The organism is Crossiella sp. NPDC003009 (assembly GCF_053591555.1).
Map to the genome: position 1 here is coordinate 1 of NZ_JBSFUA010000013.1, position 17,197 is coordinate 17,197.

The 17,197-nt window shown below is 71.6% G+C and carries 15 protein-coding genes; 9 read left to right on the forward strand and 6 right to left on the reverse strand.

The features are described from left to right. A partial coding sequence (locus ACWDY5_RS16775; RefSeq protein WP_449723089.1) for a UvrD-helicase domain-containing protein occupies positions 1-1,021 on the reverse strand: 1,021 nt, incomplete at its 3' end. 644 nt (positions 1,022-1,665) lie between these two features. On the opposite strand from ACWDY5_RS16775, the gene ACWDY5_RS16780 reads away from it, so the two are divergent. The 9 genes from ACWDY5_RS16780 to ACWDY5_RS16820 all read left to right on the forward strand — a co-directional run bounded on the left by ACWDY5_RS16780 (position 1,666) and on the right by ACWDY5_RS16820 (position 13,490). Next, positions 1,666-3,099, forward strand: a complete 1,434-nt coding sequence (locus tag ACWDY5_RS16780; protein WP_449723090.1) for a family 2B encapsulin nanocompartment shell protein — start codon at positions 1,666-1,668, stop codon at positions 3,097-3,099. Then, positions 3,092-4,183, forward strand: coding sequence for a terpene synthase family protein (locus ACWDY5_RS16785; RefSeq protein WP_449723091.1), 1,092 nt, complete (start codon positions 3,092-3,094; stop codon positions 4,181-4,183). Before ACWDY5_RS16780 ends, ACWDY5_RS16785 begins: the two co-directional genes overlap by 8 nt. Next, positions 4,176-5,261, forward strand: coding sequence for a terpene synthase family protein (locus tag ACWDY5_RS16790; RefSeq protein ID WP_449723092.1), 1,086 nt, complete (start codon positions 4,176-4,178; stop codon positions 5,259-5,261). Before ACWDY5_RS16785 ends, ACWDY5_RS16790 begins: the two co-directional genes overlap by 8 nt. Before the next feature lie 43 nt (positions 5,262-5,304). Then, complete coding sequence (locus ACWDY5_RS16795; RefSeq protein WP_449723093.1) at positions 5,305-6,177, forward strand: geranyl diphosphate 2-C-methyltransferase; 873 nt, start codon at positions 5,305-5,307, stop codon at positions 6,175-6,177. Between the two features lie 4 nt (positions 6,178-6,181). After that, entirely contained in the window at positions 6,182-7,339 is a 1,158-nt protein-coding gene (locus ACWDY5_RS16800; RefSeq protein ID WP_449723094.1) for a family 2 encapsulin nanocompartment cargo protein terpene cyclase, read from the forward strand. A gap of 63 nt (positions 7,340-7,402) precedes the next feature. Then, a complete protein-coding gene (locus ACWDY5_RS16805; RefSeq protein ID WP_449723095.1) occupies positions 7,403-8,818 on the forward strand; it encodes a family 2B encapsulin nanocompartment shell protein in 1,416 nt (471 codons plus the stop codon). A 5-nt stretch (positions 8,819-8,823) separates the two neighbouring features. Beyond that, entirely contained in the window at positions 8,824-9,870 is a 1,047-nt protein-coding gene (locus ACWDY5_RS16810) for a family 2 encapsulin nanocompartment cargo protein polyprenyl transferase (protein ID WP_449723096.1), read from the forward strand. A gap of 94 nt (positions 9,871-9,964) precedes the next feature. Beyond that, positions 9,965-13,138, forward strand: coding sequence for an NACHT domain-containing protein (locus ACWDY5_RS16815; protein ID WP_449723097.1), 3,174 nt, complete (start codon positions 9,965-9,967; stop codon positions 13,136-13,138). Positions 13,139-13,169: 31 nt separating this feature from the next. Further along, positions 13,170-13,490: an MGMT family protein gene (locus ACWDY5_RS16820; protein ID WP_252482267.1), complete on the forward strand. Its 321-nt coding sequence runs from the start codon at positions 13,170-13,172 to the stop codon at positions 13,488-13,490. Here ACWDY5_RS16820 and ACWDY5_RS16825 read toward each other — a convergent pair. From ACWDY5_RS16825 to ACWDY5_RS16845, 5 genes are all read right to left on the reverse strand, one after another. After that, positions 13,487-14,476, reverse strand: coding sequence for a pirin family protein (locus ACWDY5_RS16825; RefSeq protein ID WP_449723098.1), 990 nt, complete (start codon positions 14,474-14,476; stop codon positions 13,487-13,489). The genes ACWDY5_RS16820 and ACWDY5_RS16825 overlap by 4 nt on opposite strands. 70 nt (positions 14,477-14,546) lie before the next feature. Then, a complete protein-coding gene (locus ACWDY5_RS16830; RefSeq protein WP_449723099.1) occupies positions 14,547-14,957 on the reverse strand; it encodes a VOC family protein in 411 nt (136 codons plus the stop codon). Next, the gene (locus ACWDY5_RS16835) at positions 14,954-15,394 is read right to left on the reverse strand and encodes a helix-turn-helix domain-containing protein (protein WP_449723100.1); all 441 of its coding nucleotides are present in this window, start codon (positions 15,392-15,394) and stop codon (positions 14,954-14,956) included. Before ACWDY5_RS16835 ends, ACWDY5_RS16830 begins: the two co-directional genes overlap by 4 nt. 21 nt (positions 15,395-15,415) lie before the next feature. Then, the gene (locus tag ACWDY5_RS16840; RefSeq protein ID WP_449723101.1) at positions 15,416-16,075 is read right to left on the reverse strand and encodes a sirohydrochlorin chelatase; all 660 of its coding nucleotides are present in this window, start codon (positions 16,073-16,075) and stop codon (positions 15,416-15,418) included. Further along, complete coding sequence (locus ACWDY5_RS16845; RefSeq protein WP_449723226.1) at positions 16,072-17,196, reverse strand: uroporphyrinogen-III synthase; 1,125 nt, start codon at positions 17,194-17,196, stop codon at positions 16,072-16,074. Before ACWDY5_RS16845 ends, ACWDY5_RS16840 begins: the two co-directional genes overlap by 4 nt. Position 17,197 lies beyond the last annotated feature (1 nt).

A 17,197-nucleotide genomic window follows, 5' to 3' on the forward strand; every position in this document is an offset into this window, starting at 1 on the left:
CTTCCCCGTCTTCGTGCTCGGCGGCTTCGGCCTGCTCTCCGGCTTCCCCGTGCTCGTCCTGCTGATCGGCACCCTGCGCGACCCCCGGCTGCGCGAGCCGCCGGGGGTCCGCGCCGCGGAAGGTGAACACCGCCTGGTCCGGGTCCCCGGCCAGCAGGCACTCCTGCGCCGCGTCGCCCAGCCGGCGAATGAGCGTGTACTGCAACGGGTCCAGGTGCTGCCCGTCGTCCACCAGCAGGTGCCGCACCCGGGCCTGCTCGGCGGCCAGCAGCTCCGGATCGGTCTGCAATGCCAGCAGCGCGGAGCCGACCAGCTCGGCCGCGTCCAGCGCGGGCGCGGCGGCCTGCGGACCGGCCGAGCCGACCACCCCGCGCAACAGCGTCACCTGCTCGTACTGCAACCCGAAGGTGCCTGCCGCCACCCACTCCGGCCGCTCGTGCCGCTCGCCGAGCTCGATCAGCTCCTCCGGCCCCACGCCGCGCTCGGCCGCCCGCAGCAGCAGGTCCCGCAGCTCCGCGGCGAACCCCGGCAGCCCCAGCGCGGGCCGCAACCGCTCCGGCCAGTCCGGCGCGCCGGCCTCGATGTCCCCGGCCAGCAGCTCCCGCACCACGGCGTCCTGCTCCGGCCCGGACAGCAGCCGCGGCGGCGGCAGCCCGTCCCTGGCGGCCTGCAACCGCAGCACCGCGAAGGCGTAGGAGTGCACGGTGCGCACCAGCGGCTCCCGGATGGTGCGCAGCCCCTCCGGCTGGTCGGCGGTCAGCCGGGCGGTGATCCGGGCCCGCAGGGTGATCGCGGACTTCCGGCTCGCGGCCAGCACCAGCACCCGCTCCGGATCGGCCCCCCGCCGGATCCGGTCCGCCGCCACCTCGGCCAGCAGCGTGGTCTTGCCGGTCCCCGGCCCGCCCAGCACCCGCAGGAACCCGCTGGTGTGCGCGAGCACCGCACGGGCCGCGTCGTCCCACCTTGGCGGCGGAACCGGCTCGGCCGTCCGGCGAACCAGCGCAGGCGGACGGAGAGGCACCGTGGCATCGAATCACGCCGGGTGGTCGGGCGGGTGAACTGACCCCCGGCGCGTTCCGCTCGCGGCCGCGGCCAGTAACCGGCCGGGCACGCGGGGGCGCCGCGGCGGGGGCGCCGCACGTCCGGCTTTGCCCTTTTGGGCACTGTTGGCTCACTGATTGCACGCACAAGCGAAAAAACAGGGGTGGCGGATCATGGGATGTGTCCGCTCGCGATAACACACGATTTGCAACGCCCTCTGCGACATAGATCACGAAAGCTCGATTGGCGTAAGGGGAACTCGTTCTGTGCACCGTCGCATTCGCGCGTCTGCGGCAACCGGGTCCGGACTGCGCCGACTGTTCGCACAAAATGCCGATTGCTGGTCACAGCGCGCTGCATGAACCCCCGAATCGTGTGGTCATCCACCTTGCAAAACTTGTCGCCAGACAAAGAACAAGTCGCCCGGTCAGGTGACTTCACGCGGGCGAACGCGCGGTGCTAGCTTCGCCATGACCGGACGTGAATGCGTAGCCCACCCCACCAGGACCCCTAGTCGAGTGGCTGCGCCACGCCATTAAGCAGCGCAATTTCCCCAAACGTTCCCTTTTCTTTTCCGATCTATTCTGCCCTTTTTCGCATGCATAGAAATTGGTGGTGTACGCGGTGACTGAATCGTTGGAGTCCGACGTCCGGACCGAGAGCAACGGCAACGGCAACGGGCACGCCCAGCTCAGCCTCGGCACGGCTGCGGCGCGGAACCTGGCGACGACGACCAAGTCCGTCCCGCAGATGCAGGCGATCTCCTCCCGGTGGCTGCTGAAAGTGCTGCCCTGGGTGGAGGCCAAGGGCGGCGCGTTCCGGGTCAACCGGCGGCTGAGCTACACCGTCGGCGACGGCCGGGTCACCTTCACCTCGGTCGGCGACCAGATCCGGGTGGTGCCGCCGGAGCTGTGCGAGCTGCCGATCCTGCGCGGGTTCGGCGACGAGGAGGTGCTCACCGCGCTGGCCCTGCGGTTCCAGCAGCGGGAGTACCAGCCGGGCGACGTGATCGTGGAGTTCGGCAACGAGTCCAACGAGGCGTTCCTGATCGCGCACGGCAAGGTCAACAAGCTCGGCCTCGGCGAGTTCGGCGACCAGACCGTGCTGGGCACCATGGCCAACGGCGACCACTTCGGCGACGAGTCGCTCACCGACCCCAGCAGCATCTGGGACTACACCGTCAAGGCGGTCACCCCGGTGACCGTGCTGGTGCTGGAGCAGCGCGGCTACGACGAGATCTTGGACCAGTCCCCCGCGCTGCAGGAGCACATCACGGCCTACGTGGCGGGCCAGGCGCGCAAGGGCAACCCGCACGGCGAGGCCGAGATCGAGGTGTCCTCCGGGCACGAGGGCGAGGTCGCCCTGCCCGGCACCTTCGTCGACTACGAGCTGAGCCCGCGGGAGTACGAGCTCAGCGTGGCGCAGACCGTGCTGCGGGTGCACTCCAGGGTGGCCGACCTCTACAACCAGCCGATGAACCAGCTCGACCAGCAGCTGCGGCTGACCATCGAGGCGCTGCGCGAGCGCCAGGAGCACGAGCTGGTCAACAACAAGAGCTTCGGCCTGCTGCACAACGCCGACCTCAAGCAGCGCATCCACACCCGCTCCGGCCCGCCCACCCCGGACGACCTGGACGACCTGCTGGCCACGGTGTGGAAGGAGCCCGGCTTCATCCTGGCCCACCCCAAGGCGATCGCCGCCTTCGGCCGGGAGTGCAGCAATCGCGGCATCTATCCGACCGCGATCGACATGAACGGCAACAAGGTGCCGTCCTGGCGCGGGGTGCCCATCCTGCCCTGCAACAAGATCCCGGTCACCCGGAACAACACCAGCTCGATCATGCTGCTGCGGGTCGGCGAGCACAACCAGGGCGTGGTCGGCCTGCACCAGACCGGCATCCCGGATGAGTACCAGCCCGGTCTTTCGGTGCGGTTCATGGGGATCAGCGAGAAGGCGATCATCTCCTACCTGGTGAGCGCCTACTACTCGGCCGCGGTGCTGGTGCCGGACGCGCTGGGCGTCCTGGAGAACGTGGAACTCGGCCGGCACGATGGCTGACCAGCCCTTCGAGCTGCCGGACTTCTACCTGCCGCACCCGGCACGGTTGAACCCGCATCTGGAATCGGCGAGGGCCCACGACAAGCGGTGGGCGCTCGAGATGGAGATGATCGGGTCCACGAAGGACGGCGGACCGGAGATCTGGAGCGAGGCCTACTTCGACGGCATGGACATGGCCGGGCTGTGCGCCTGGGCGCATCCGGACGCGCCCGGCGACCGGCTCGACCTGGTGACCGACTGGTACACCTGGGTCTTCTACTTCGACGACCACTTCCTGGCGTTGTTCAAGAGGACCAAGGACCAGCAGGGGGCCAAGGCCCATCTGGACCGGCTGATGGCCTTCATGCCGCTGGACCTCTCCGACCCTCCACAGTGGACGAACCCGGTGGAGCGCGGACTGGCCGACCTCTGGACCCGCACCGCACCGCACATGTCGATGGACTGGCGTGCGCGGTTCGCGGTGAGCACGGAGAACCTGTTGGTGGACTGCGTGTGGGAGCTGGACAACATCGCCAACGGCCGGGTGCCGAACCCGATCGACTACCTCGGCATGCGCCGCAAGGTCGGCGGCGCGCCGTGGTCGGCGGGCCTGGTCGAGTACACCGAGAGCGCGGAGGTCCCGGAACGGGTGGCGCACAGCCGCCCGCTCCGGGTCCTCCGGGACACCTTCGCCGACGGGGTGCACCTGCGCAACGACATCTTCAGCTACCAGCGGGAGACCCAGCAGGAGGGTGAGGTGAACAACGGCGTGCTGGTGCTGGAGACCTTCCTCGGCTGCGGCCCGCAGCAGGCCGCGGACACCGTCAGCGACATCATCACCTCCCGGCTCAAGCAGTTCGAGCACACCGCGCTGACCGAGCTGCCGCCGCTGTTCGCCGAGCACGCGCTCAAGCCCGCCGAGCAGCTCGCGGTGGCCCGCTACGTCAAGGGGTTGCAGGACTGGCAGTCCGGCGGGCACCAGTGGCACCTGCGCTCCAACCGGTACATGAACAAGAACGCGCCCGTGCCCGGCGCGCGGCGGGCAGGCCGGTTCCTCAGCGGGGTCGGCACCGGCTCGCTGCCGATCGGGGGCGGACATGCCTGACGCCACCACCATGCTCGGCCTGACCGGCCCCGGCATGGGCCTGACCCGGATGTCGGCCTTCGCGCCGCCGGTCAACACCGAACCGGTGCAGCCGCACGGGGTGCACTTCGGCGGCGGCGCGCTGCCGGAGTTCTACCTGCCCTACCCGGCCAAGACCAGCCCGCACCTGGAGCGTGCCAGGAGCTTCGCCGCGGACTGGACCAGGCGGATCGGCATCGGGCGCTGCGGGGTGTGGACCGACCACTGGGCCGACGCCCAGGACTTCGGGCTGTGGGCCGCGCTGAGCGTGCCGCACGCCCCGGTCCAGGCGGTGGAGCTGGTGGCGGCCTGGGGTGTCTGGGCTTCCCACTACGACGACTTCATCGACGACCGGTTCAAGCGCACCCGCGACCTGGCCGGTGCACGGTCCTATGTGGACAGACTGATGACCTTCCTGCCCGGGAAGCTGTCCGCGATGCCCGCACCGGCGGACCCGGTGCAGGCCGGGCTGGCCGACCTGTGGACCCGGATGGCACCGACGCTGCCGCCCTCGGGCCGGGCCGCCTATCCCGGTCAGCTCGGGGAGTTCCTGCGCGGACCGCTGTGGGAGATCCACAACGTGCTGCTGGGCCGGGTCCCGGATCCGGTGGACTACCTGGAGATGCGCCGGCAGACCGGCGGCGGGATGTTCGCCTACGGGCTGGCCATGGCGGCCCTGGGCGGCGACCTGCCCGCGGCGGTGCGCGAGCACCGGACCATGCGCGCGCTGGCCGAGATCTTCGCCGAGGCGCCGGGGATCCGCAACGACGTCCTGTCCTACGACAAGGAGGTCCGGGCGGGTGACACGCACAACGCCGTGCTGATCACCCAGCAGTTCCTGGGCTGCGACCGCGGCCGGGCGACCGCGATCGTGAACGACCTGCTCACCGAGCGGATCAAGCAGTTCCAGCGGCTGGCCGCGGTGGACGTGCCGCGGCTGGCCAGGGAGCTGGAGCTGGACGCCATCGATCGGGCGGCGCTGACCGGCGTGGTGGACGCGCTGCGCGACTGGCTGGCCGGCGACCACGTGTGGCAGTCGGGCAGCCCGCGCTATCGATGAACGAGTTTCCTTTGCACCAGAACGACAATGGAGGAGTCGCACGATGACCACAGTCCAGCCACGGGAATCCGAGACGGCCAAGCCGGTGCTGCGCAGCGCCTACCAGCGCTCGGTCGCGGAGTACTGGAACGCCGAGCAGGACCCGGTGAACCTCCGGCTCGGCGACGTCGACGGCCTCTACCACCACCACTACGGCCTCGGCGACTACGACCCCGCGGTGCTGGAAGCCCCCGCCGACCGGCGCGACCAGGCGATCATCGACGAGATGCACCGGCTGGAGACCGCGCAGGCGGAGGTGCTGCTGGACCACCTCGGCGATGTCAAGCCCACGGACAAGCTGCTGGACGCGGGCTGCGGCCGCGGCGGCACCAGCATCATGGCCAACCTGCGCTTCGGCTGTGAGGTCGACGGCGTGTCCATCTCGCAGAAGCAGGTGGACTTCGCCAACGAGCAGGCCCGCAAGCGCGGGGTGGCCGACCGGGTGCGGTACCACTTCCGGAACATGCTCGACACCGGGTTCGAGACGGCCTCCCGCAAGGCCATCTGGAACAACGAGAGCACCATGTACGTGGACCTGCACCAGCTCTTCGCCGAGCACGCGCGGCAGCTGGAGATCGGCGGCCGCTACGTCACCATCACCGGTTGCTACAACGACGTCACCGGCGGACGGTCCAAGGCGGTCAGCCAGATCGACCAGCACTACACCTGCAACATCCACGCCCGCAGCCAGTACTTCAAGGCCATGCAGGCCAACAACCTGGTGCCGATCAGCGTGATCGACCTGACCGCGGCCACCATCCCGTACTGGGAGCTGCGGGAGAAGTCCTCGGTCGCCACCGGCGTGGAGGCCCCGTTCCTGCAGGCCTACCGCGAGGGCAGCTTCCACTACCTGCTCATCGCGGCCGACCGGATCTGACGCCATGTCCGAGGCAGTGGCCCCCGCCCCGACGCGCCCGGCCTGGCCGGCCGGGCCGTCGGGACTGGGCACCTCCGCGGCCCGCGTCGCCGCCGTGTTCGGCCAGGAACCGCCGCCGGTGGCGGTGGCCGAACCAGCGCCACCCCCGGTCCCGGAACCGGCGCCCAGCGGCGATCCCGCCTACGCGTACCGGTCCTGGGGCGAGGGGAACTTCTCGCCGGTGTACGTGCCGGTGGTGGAGCGGATCAACCCGGCGCTGGGCACCGAGGTGGACCTGCGGGTGGTGGACTGGGCGCTGGAATGCGGGTTCTCCGACGAGGAGAGCGAGCTGATGGGCAAGGGCGGGTTCGGCAGGCTGGCCATGCTCACCCATCCGGACTCCGAGGCCCCGGACCAGCTGCTGATCTCGGCGCGGCTGAACGCGGCCTGGTGGGCCGCGGACGACCTCTACGCGGACAGCACCGAGCACGGGGCCACCCCCACCGAGCTGCCCGGCAGGCTGATGCTGGCCATGGCCGCGATGGACCCGGTGCCCGACGCCAGGGAGTTCACCCCGCCGCTGGCGGAGAAGATCGCCAGTGAGCGGGTGCTGGTGGCGCTGCGCTCGGGCATCGAGCACCTGGCCGCGCGCAGCACGCCCGCGGTGGTGCAGCGGGTGAACTACTCGACCTTCGCCATGTTCGTCAGCTGGACCGCCTACGCGGCCTGGCGGCACACCGACTCCTACCCGCCGGCCTGGGAGTACCTGGCCGCGCGGCAGCACGACAACTTCTACACCTCGATGACGCTGATCGACGCGGTCGGCGGCTACGAGGTGCCGGCCAACCTGTACAACGCCCCGGAGGTCCGGGAGGCCGCGTTCCAGGCGGGTCTGGCCAGCGTGCTGGTCAACGACCTGTTCTCGGTGGCCAAGGACGCCGCGGACGAGCTGCCGGTGTGCAACATGGTCCTGCAGATCGCCGCCGACCGGGGCTGCTCCATCGAGGAGGCCACCGAGGTCACCGTGGAGCTGCACAACGAGGTCGTGCGCGACTTCGAGGCCGGGCACCGGCGGCTGGCCGCGGTGCCCTCGCCGGAGCTCCAGCGGTTCCTGCGCGGCCTGCGGGCCTGGATGGGCGGCGGATTCGAGTGGCACCACACGAACCCGCGCTACCGGACCTGATCCCCACTGTTTTCTCCAAGTTCGATTCCTGTTGACCTGTAACGAGACTTGGCGGTGTGCACGGTGACAGAAGCGTTGGAGTCCGACGTCCGGACCAATGGCAACGGGAACGGCAACGGCGCTCAACTGAGCCTGGGCACGGCGGCGGCGCGGAACCTGGCGTCCACCACCAAGTCCGTGCCGCAGATGCAGGGCATCAGCCCGCGCTGGCTGCTCAAGATGCTGCCCTGGGTGGAGGCCAGCGGCGGCGCCTACCGGGTGAACCGCCGGATGACCTACTCGGTGGGCGACGGCAGGCTCAGCTTCAGCAACGTCGGCACCCAGATCCGGGTGGTGCCGCCGGAGTTGTGCGAGCTGCCGCTGCTGCGCGGGTTCGAGGACCAGGAGGTGCTCGCCGCGCTGGCCGACCGGTTCGAGCAGCAGGGCTTCGAGAAGGGCGAGGTGCTCATCACCCAGGGCCAGCCGGCGGACCGGGTGATCCTGGTGGCGCACGGCCGGATCACCAAGCTCGGCGTCGGCAAGTTCGGCAACACCACCTCGCTGGGCACCCTGGTCGACGGCGACCACTTCGGCGACGAGGCGCTGCTGGGCGAGGCCACCTGGCAGTTCACCGCCCGCGCGGCCACCCCCGGCACGCTGTTGTCCTTGCCCCGCACCGTCTTCCAGCAGCTGGTGGAGCAGTCCCCCGCCTTGCGCGAGAAGGTGACCGCCTACCGGCTCAGCCCGCGCAAACCGCAGAACGCCAAGGGCGAGGCGGAGATCGACCTGGCTTCCGGGCACGAGGGCGAGTACGACCTGCCGGGCACCTTCGTCGACTACGAGCTCTCGCCGAGGGAGTACGAGCTGGCGGTGGCGCAGACCGTGCTGCGCGTGCACACCAGGGTCACCGACCTGTACAACCACCCGATGAACCAGCTGGACCAGCAGCTCCGGCTGACCATCGAGGCGCTGCGCGAGCGCCAGGAGCACGACATGCTCAACAACACCAGCTTCGGCCTGCTGCACAACGCCGACCTCAAGCAGCGGGTGCCCACGCACAGCGGCCCGCCCACCCCGGACGACCTGGACGACCTGTTGTGCCGCAGGCGCAAGACGAAGTTCATGCTGGCCCACCCCAAGGCGATCGCCGCCTTCGGCCGGGAGTGCAACAAGCGCGGGGTCTACGCCGAGACGGTGGACTTCGAGGGCACCAAGGTGCAGGGCTGGCGCGGGGTGCCGATCCTGCCCAGCAACAAGATCCCGATCACCGAGACCGGGTCCACCTCGATCGTGGCCATGCGCGTCGGCAAGGAGGACCAGGGCGTGATCGGCCTGCACCAGACCGGCATCCCGGATGAGTACCAGCCGGGGCTGAACGTGCGGTTCATGGGCATCAACGACAAGGCGGTCACCTCGTACCTGGTCAGCACCTACTACTCGGTGGCGGTGCTGGTGCCGGACGCGCTCGGTGTGCTGGAGAACGTCGAGATCGGGCACTGACGAACATGGCGAGTGTGGAAACGACCCCGGCTCTGGGCACGGACACCATCGGTGAGGTGCTCGCCTGGAGCCGGGGCATGATCGAACCCGCCATGCGGGAGGCGGTGGAGCGACTACCGCAGTCCATGCGGCGCATCGCCGGGTACCACTTCGGCTGGTGGGACGAGCAGGGCAGGCCGAGCGAGGGCAGCAGCGGCAAGGTGATCCGGCCGGCGCTGGTGCTGCTGACCGCGGAGGCGGTGGGCGGCATCCCGGCCGCCTCGGTGCCCGCCGCGGTGGCCATCGAGCTGGTGCACAACTTCTCGTTGCTGCACGACGACGTGATGGACGGCGACACCACCCGGCGGCACCGGGCCACCGCGTGGAGCGTGTTCGGGCTGAACGCGGCGATCCTGGCCGGGGACGCGCTGCTGGCGGTGGCGATGGAGGTGCTGGCCACCAGCAGGCAGCCCAGCGCGGCGGAGGCCAGCAAGGTGCTCAGCGGGGCGGTGCTCGACCTGCTGGACGGGCAGTACAACGACCTCTCCTTCGAGGACCGGGCCGATGTGGACGTGGCCGAGTGCGTGGCGATGGCCATCGGCAAGACCGCCGCGCTGCCCAGGGCGGCCTGCGCGCTGGGCGCCATGTTCGGCGGCGGCAGCGCGGAGGAGGTGGCGCACCTGGCCCGCTTCGGCGAGGACGTCGGGCTGGCCTTCCAGCTGGTGGACGACCTGCTCGGCATCTGGGGCGATCCGGCGGTCACCGGCAAGCCGGTCTACTCCGACCTGCAGAACCGCAAGAAGTCGCTGCCGGTGGTCTTCGCGCTGACCTCCGGCACCCCGGCGGCCCGCGAGCTGGCCGCGCTGTACCAGCGCACCGACCCGCTGGAGTCCGCCGAGCTGGCCAAGGCGGCCGGGCTGGTGGAGACCGCGGGCGGGCGGGCCTGGGCGCAGGAGAGGGCGGACGGCCTGCTCGCGCAGGGGTTGCAGCACCTGGCGGCCAGTTCGCCGCGGTCCCGGGCGGGCGGTCAGCTCACCATGCTCGCCCGATTGATCACCCAACGGGACCGGTGAGGCTTTTCGCCGCACACCAACGATTCTGGGCCGTTCGCGCGCTATCACCGCGCGGACGGCTCAGTTCCGTTTTGTCCCCCGATAGAGTGGATGGATGCTCAACGAGGCCGCGCTCGCGGTGGGGCGGCAGGTGGTCCGGCACACCGTGCGCACCTGGCTGGACCAGCGCAAGGCGCAGTCGGACCGGCACACGCCGCTGTCCGAACTGATCGCGGTCGCGGTGCCGGACGCCTTCACCCGGCGCAAGCTGGAACGTCGGCTGGCCGACATCGGCGACCAGGCCGCGCACCGGCTGCGGCCCTGGTACGACGTGGAGTTCCGGGACCTGCCAGAGCACGAGCGGCGGGCCGCGCTGGACGCGGTGGCCGACGCGCTGGCCGAGGCCGACCTGTCCGACCGGACCCTGTTCGAGGCGGACCTGGACCCGGCCAAGCTGGCCAGGCTGGTGCGCGACCGGGTGCCCTCGGCGGTGGTGCGGGCCGGGCTCAGCGACGCGGCCGCGGACCTGTACTCGGCGGTGCTGGACGAGAGCTGCATGGCGCTGGTCAGCGTGGTCCGGGAGCTGCCGGCCTTCAGCCAGCGCGCGGACGCGGAGTTCCTCAGCCGGTTCACCGCGGTGGCGGAGAAGATCGAGCTGGTGCTGCACCGGCTGCCCAGGACCTCGCTGGATGCCCCGCAGGGCAGCGCGCACGACGCGGAGTTCCGGCGGCGCTACCTGGGCTACCTGAGCGAGACGCTGGACGAGCTGGAGCTCTTCGGCGTGGACACCCGGCGGTACCGGCCGCACACCTCGGTGTCGGTGGCCTACCTGAGCCTGAGCGTGACCAGCTCCGGCGGGGAGGACGAGGACTTCTCCGCCTCGGGCTGGCGGGCGGCCGACGGCGGGCAGCGGGTGGAGTCCGCGCTGGCGGACCGGTCGCGGACGCTGCTGCGCGGGGACGCCGGGTCCGGCAAGACCACGCTGATGCAGTGGCTGTCGGTGTCCGCGGCCCGCGGCACGTTCACCGGGAAGCTGGCGCCGTGGAACAACCTGGTGCCGTTCCTGGTGCGGCTGCGCGGTTACGCCGACACCGAGCTGCCCGAGCCGCAGGACCTGGTGGCCGCCAACGCCGGGCCGATCGCCGGGCTGGCGCCGACCGGCTGGGTGCACCGGCTGCTCTCCGACGGCCAGGCGCTGCTGCTGGTGGACGGGGTCGACGAGCTGACCGCGGACCGGCGGCCCAGGGTGCGGCGCTGGCTCAAGGGCCTGCTGGCGGCTTACCCGGACCTGCGGGTGGTGGTCACCGCGCGGCCGAGCGCGGCGGACCGGAGCTGGCTGGACGCCGAGGGTTTCCGCGCGGTGCGGCTGGAACCCATGACGCCGCTGGACATCGCCGAGTTCACCCGCCGCTGGCACGAGGCCATCCGCGGCGCGGCCCTGCCCTGCGAGCCGGAGGAGCTGGACGAGTACCGCACGACCCTGTTGCGGCACTTGGAGTCCCGGCCCGCGCTGCGCATGCTGGCCACCAACCCGTTGCTGTGCGCGCTGTTGTGCGCGCTGAACCTGGACCGCCGCAAGCAGCTGCCACCGGACCGGATGAAGCTGTACGAGGCGGCCCTGGAGCTGCTGCTGGACCGCAGGGACGCCGAACGCGAGGTGCCCGCGGCGCAGGAGCTTTCACTGGAGCCGGCGACCAAGCTGGGCGTGTTGCAGTACCTGGCCTGGAGCCTGAGCATGTGCGGCCGCACCCAGCTGGACCTGGCGGATGCCTCGGGTCATGTGCAGCGGGCGCTGGCCAGGATGCCCTCGGTGGAGCTGCACCCGGCGACGGTGTTGCAGCACCTGCTGGAGCGCAGCGGGGTGCTGCGCGAACCGGTGGAGGGCAAGGTCGACTTCATCCACCGGACCTTCCAGGAGTACCTGACCGGCAAGGAGATCGCCGACCACCACCTGGTCGGATTCCTGGTCCAGCAGGCACATCTGGACACCTGGCGGGAGACCGTGGTGCTGGCCGCCGGGCACTGCTCGGTGCCGCTGCGGGCCGAGCTGCTGGACGGCATCCTGGACCGCGCGGACGCCGAGCGGCGGCACGCGCGCAAGCTGCGGCTGCTGGCGGCGGCCTGCCTGGAGACCACGCACACGGTGCCGGAGCAGGTGGCGGCGCGAGTGGACGCGGTGCTGGACCAGCTGGTGCCGCCGAGGGACAGCCGCGAGGTGCGCTCGCTGGTGCTGGCCGGGGAACAGGTGCTGCGCAAGCTTCCGTCCACTTTGGACGGTCTGAGTGACGCGGTGGCCACGGCCTGCGTGGAGACCGCGTCTCTGGTGAACGGACCGGCCGGGCTGCGGGTCCTGAGCAGGTACGCCTCGGACCCACGGCTGTCGGTGCAGCGGGACCTGGCCTGGGCCTGGCGGCACTTCGACCCCGAGGAGTACGCGGTCCAGGTGCTGGCCAACGCGCCATTGGCCGACGGCAGCGTGCTGGTGACCGAGTACAACCAGCTGCCGCACCTGCACCACCTGCGGCACCTGCGCTGGACCCGGATCAACGTGATCGGCTCGAACCGGACCGACCTGGACTTCCTGGCCGGGGTGCCGCACCTGCGCTCGCTCAGCCACACCAACGATCCCGGGGCCGACCTGCACGAGCTGACCGAGCACCCGCAGCTGGCCTACCTGCGGCTGCACGAGCGCTGCCACAGCCTGGACTTCCTCGCCGCGTTGCCCAGGCTGCGCACGCTGAAACTGACGCCGCCGGAGGGCCTGACCGACCTGTGGTTCCTGGCCGACCTGCTGGAGCTGCGCGAGCTGGACCTCAACGGCTGCCGCCAGCTGACCGACATCACCGGACTGGCCACCTGCAAGGACCTGGACACGCTGAGCCTGAGCCACGCGTGGGCGCTGACCGACCTCAGTCCGCTGGAGCTGCTGCCCAAGCTCACCGACCTGACGCTGGAAGAACTGCCCGCGCTGCCCGATCTGTCCGGGCTGAGCCCGCTGCTGCCCAGGCTCACCCGGTTGTGGCTCTCGGAGCTGAACGTGCCCGATCTCGAACCGCTGGCCGGGAGCTCGTTGACCGAGCTGTACCTGCTCGAGCTGCCCGAGGTGGACCTGAGCCCGCTGGTCGAGCTGCCCGGCCTACGGCTGCTCGACCTGGCCGACAACGTGGTGGTGCACGACCTGGCCCCGCTGGCCGGGCTGACCCAGCGGATGACGCTGCGGCTGTTCGTCCACCAAGAGGTCCGCAACGAGGACAAGCTGGGCCCGAACATCCGCGTCGTGCGGCACTGAGGCTGTCGGTGCCGTGCGCCAGAATGGCCGCGTGGACGAGGAAACCATGGAACGGGTGCGCAGCGCCGTGCAGTCCATCCCGGCCGGACAGGTGGCCACCTACGGCGATGTGGCCGATGTGTCGCGGGCGCCGTCGCCGCGGCTGGTGGGCCGGGTGCTGGCTGAGGACGGGCACGACCTGCCCTGGCACCGGGTGTTGCGCGCCAACGGGACCTGCGCCCCGCACCTGGCCCGCGAGCAGCTGGAGCTGCTGCGGGCCGAGGGGGTGCTGGCCGACGACGGGAAGGTCAACCTGCGCAAGTACCGCTGGGAGGCGGTGCCGGGGCCGGAGGAACCTCCCGGCCTGTTCTAGCTCCGTTCGTCGGTCGCGCCCAGGTGCGGCACGTGCTGCGGCTGGACCGTGGCCAGGCGACCCGCCTGGTAGTCCTGCACCGCCTCGATGATCTCGGCGCGGGTGTTCATCACGAACGGGCCGTAGCGCGCGACCGGCTCGTTGATCGGCCTGCCGCCGAGCACCAGCACCTCCCAGCCATGCCCGCTGGCCGGTGGCTGGGTGTCGGCCGCCCGCAGGGTGACCGCGGCACCGTGGCCGAGCACCGCGAGCTGACCCTCCTCGAGGGGCTTGGCCTCCGCGCCGACCGTGCCGCGGCCGGAGAGCACGTAGACCAGCGCGTTGAAGTTCTCCGGCCAGGGCAGGTCGAGGCGGGCGCCGGGGCTGACCGTGGCGTGCAGGTAGGTGATCGGGGTCCAGGTGACGCCCGGACCGGCGTGCCCGTCCAGCTCACCCGCGATCACCCGCACCAGCGCACCACCGTCCACACTGGACACCAGGCCGACGTCTCGCGCGCCGATGTCCTGGTAGCGCGGCGGTGTCCACTTCAGCGAGCGGGGCAGGTTCACCCACAGCTGCACCCCGTGGAACAGCCCGCCCCTGGTCACCAGTTCCTCGGTGGGCAGCTCGCTGTGCAGCACCCCGGCGCCCGCGGTCATCCACTGGGTCTGGCCGTCCGCGATAACCCCGCCGCCACCGGTGGAGTCGGCGTGCTGCCAGGCCCCGTCGATGACGTAGGTGACCGTCTCGAACCCGCGGTGCGGGTGCCAGGGCGCGCCCTTGGCCTCACCCGGCGCGTACTCCACCGCGCCGAGGTGGTCCAGCATCAGGAACGGGTCGGCCATCGCCAGGTCCACCCCGGGGAAGGGCCGCCGGACCGCGAAGCCCTCGCCCTCCACCGAGTGGGTCGCGTGCACCGTGCGCAGCACCGGCCGCCAGGCGGTGAGCTCCTGGGGCAGCTCGGGCAGGCGGGGCAGAGTCAGGGTGTCGGCGGTGACGGCTGGCATGGCTGCCTCCTCGGTCCCCGGCCGCCTGATCCGGCGGCCGCTGCCCCCGTCAACTAAGTTGATGGTTCAACTATTCCATCCTGGTCTGGGTGAGCCGCCAGTGGTTGCCGAACGGGTCGCGCAGGCCGACGTCGATGCCGTACTCGTGCTGTTCCGGCTCGCCGATGAACTCCACGCCCTTGGCCGAGAGCTCCCGGTAGGTGGCCCAGACGTCCTTGGTGCCGAAGCCGCCCGGACACAGCAGGCCGGCCGCCATCAGCTCGCGGAGCTGGACGGAGCTGGCCTCGTCCACCAGCGGCGGCACCGGGAGGTTCAGCGCGATCGGCACCTGCGGGGCTTCCGGGGCGGTGACCGACACCCAGCGCATGTGCTCGAACTGGACGTCGCCGTGCGGCGCGAAACCCAGCTTGTTGACGTAGAAGTCCAGGGCCTGGTCCTGGTCGGCGACCCAGACGTGCACCATGTTGACGGCAGTGATCATGCGGTCACGGTAGCCAGGCCGGGTGCGCCGGGGCTTCTCCAAAACTGCTCTTCGCGCGGACGGCTCATGGCCCGGACGAAACAGCCGGGCACCGGGCCGTAGCCGGGGTGCGCGCGGGCACGGTAGGCGCTCGGGCTCTCCCCGACGAAGCGGCGGAACTGGGTGCTGAACGAGCCGAGGCTGGTGAAGCCAACCGCGAGGCAGACCTCGGTGACGCTGGTCCGGCCCGCGCGGAGCAGGGTTTTCGCCCGTTCCATCCGGCGGGTGAGCAGGTACCGGTGCGGGGTCTCGCCGAAGGCGGCCTTGAAGCGGCGGCTGAAGTGGGAGGGGGACACGGTGGCCGCCCTGGCCAGGGCCGGGATGTCCAGCGGCTCGGCGTAGGCGGTGTCGATCAGGTCGCGGGCCCGCAGCAGGTGGCGGGTCAGCGGGGCGTCCATGCGGGCATTGTCGCGCCGGGGTCAGACAGTCGCGGCCAGGTAGCGCTGCACGACCAGGTCGACCACCCGGTCGTGCGCGCCGAGTGGTTGTGCCACCACCGCGTGCCCGGCCACCCGCAGCGCCTGGTGGAACAGCCCGGGGGCGAGCAGCCAGGAGGCCACCGAGACCCGGCGGCCGGTGCGGCGGGCCGCCTCCAGCGCGGTGCCCAGACCGGGGGCGGCGGTGGTCACGTAGCCGACCTCGACCTGATCACCCAAGCGGTCGCTCAGCTGGGCGGCGGCCGCCCGAACCTCGGTCAGCGCGCCCTCGTCCGAGGAGCCTGCCGCGCCGAGGACCACCGCGTCGCCTGGTCGCCAGCCCGCTTCGACCAGGCGCAGGGCGGCCAGTGCGACCAGTTCGGGGGCCGCGCCGAAGGCCGGGGTCACCGTGACGTTCCGGCAGCCGCTGGCCACCACTTCGGCAGGCACGTCCACCCGGACGTGGTAGCCACTGGCCAGGAACGCGGGCACCACCACCGCGTCGTCCACCAGCACCTCGGACAGGCGGGGGTCGCGGACGTCGGCGTAGGCGACGGTGACCGGCTGCCCGAGCCTGCGCGCGGTGGCGGCGGCCAGCGCCTCGGTGACCAGTGCGCCCGCCGGGTCCTTGGTGCCGTGCGCGATGAGCACCAGGGGTCTCATCGCAGCGCTCCGGCCGGGGTGTCCAGCGGGATCCGGTAGCCGCGCTTGACCACGGTCTGGATCAGGCGGGGTTCGCCGAGGGCGGTGCGCAGCCTGCCCACCGCGGTCTCCACCGCGTGCTCCTCGCCGCCGGTGGGCAGCGCGGCCAGCAGCTCGGCCCGAGGCACCACCTTGCCGGAGTGCCGGACCAGTGCGCGCAGCACGGCCATCGGGGCGGGCGCCACCGGGCGGTACTCGCCGTCGACCAGCACCGCCTGGCCGCGCAGCTCCAGGTCCTTCCCGGCCGCCCGGAGCCGGGGCGCGCGGGCGGCCAGCTCGGTGCCGAGGTGACGGGCCAGCGCGCCGATCCGGCCGCGGTCGGGGGCCACCACCGGGACGCCGGCGGCGACCAGTGGGGCGGCGGTGATCGAGCCGACGCAGGCGACCAGCACCTCGGTGCGCAACGCGTCGATCAGGTCGGCGCGGCGGCCGCGGAGCTCGGCGTGCGCCAGCAGGTTCGCCGCGGCCGGTGCGCTGGTGAAGGCCAGCGCGTCGACCTGGCCGAGGCCGATCGCGTCCAGCAGGCGGTCCAGCGGGGCCAGGTCGGTGGGGCGGGACCAGCGGTACACCGGCACCGGCACGACTTCGGCTCCCGCCGCGCGCAGCGGTTCGACCACCTCCGGCACGGGCGCGCCGTGTTCCTGCACCGCGATCCGGCGGCCGCGCACGCCAGTGGCCAGCAGGTGGGCCAGCAGGTCCGCGTTGGACTCCGAGGCGGGCGAGAAGGCCTCGGTCAGTCCGGCGGCCCTGATCGCGCCACGCGCCTTGGGGCCGCGGGCGAGCACGGTGGCGCCGGCCAGCCGCTGCCGCAGCGCGGCGGCCAGGCCCCAGCCCTCCGCGGCCTCCAGCCAGCCGCGGAAGCCGATCGCGGTGGTGGCCACCACCACGTCCACCGGGTTGTCCAGCACCGCCCTGGTGGCACCGATCAGCTCGGCGTCATCGGCCAGCGGGGTGATCCGGATCGCCGGGGCGTGCAGCACGGTGGCGCCCCGGCGTTCCAGCAGTGCGGCCAGTTCCTCGGCCCGGCGAGCGGCGGTCAGGCCGATCGTGAACCCGGCGAGGGCGGGCAGCGCACCGTCCACA

Excerpts from the sequence above, each read along its gene's own strand:
- ACWDY5_RS16785 (WP_449723091.1), top strand. The coding sequence starts at position 3,092 with ATGGCTGACCAGCCCTTCGAGCTGCCGGACTTCTACCTGCCGCACCCG.
- ACWDY5_RS16790 (WP_449723092.1), top strand. The coding sequence starts at position 4,176 with ATGCCTGACGCCACCACCATGCTCGGCCTGACCGGCCCCGGCATGGGC.
- ACWDY5_RS16795 (WP_449723093.1), top strand. The coding sequence starts at position 5,305 with ATGACCACAGTCCAGCCACGGGAATCCGAGACGGCCAAGCCGGTGCTG.
- ACWDY5_RS16800 (WP_449723094.1), top strand. The coding sequence starts at position 6,182 with ATGTCCGAGGCAGTGGCCCCCGCCCCGACGCGCCCGGCCTGGCCGGCC.
- ACWDY5_RS16810 (WP_449723096.1), top strand. The coding sequence starts at position 8,824 with ATGGCGAGTGTGGAAACGACCCCGGCTCTGGGCACGGACACCATCGGT.
- ACWDY5_RS16815 (WP_449723097.1), top strand. The coding sequence starts at position 9,965 with ATGCTCAACGAGGCCGCGCTCGCGGTGGGGCGGCAGGTGGTCCGGCAC.
- ACWDY5_RS16825 (WP_449723098.1), bottom strand. The coding sequence starts at position 14,476 with ATGCCAGCCGTCACCGCCGACACCCTGACTCTGCCCCGCCTGCCCGAG.
- ACWDY5_RS16830 (WP_449723099.1), bottom strand. The coding sequence starts at position 14,957 with ATGATCACTGCCGTCAACATGGTGCACGTCTGGGTCGCCGACCAGGAC.
- ACWDY5_RS16835 (WP_449723100.1), bottom strand. The coding sequence starts at position 15,394 with ATGGACGCCCCGCTGACCCGCCACCTGCTGCGGGCCCGCGACCTGATC.
- ACWDY5_RS16840 (WP_449723101.1), bottom strand. The coding sequence starts at position 16,075 with ATGAGACCCCTGGTGCTCATCGCGCACGGCACCAAGGACCCGGCGGGC.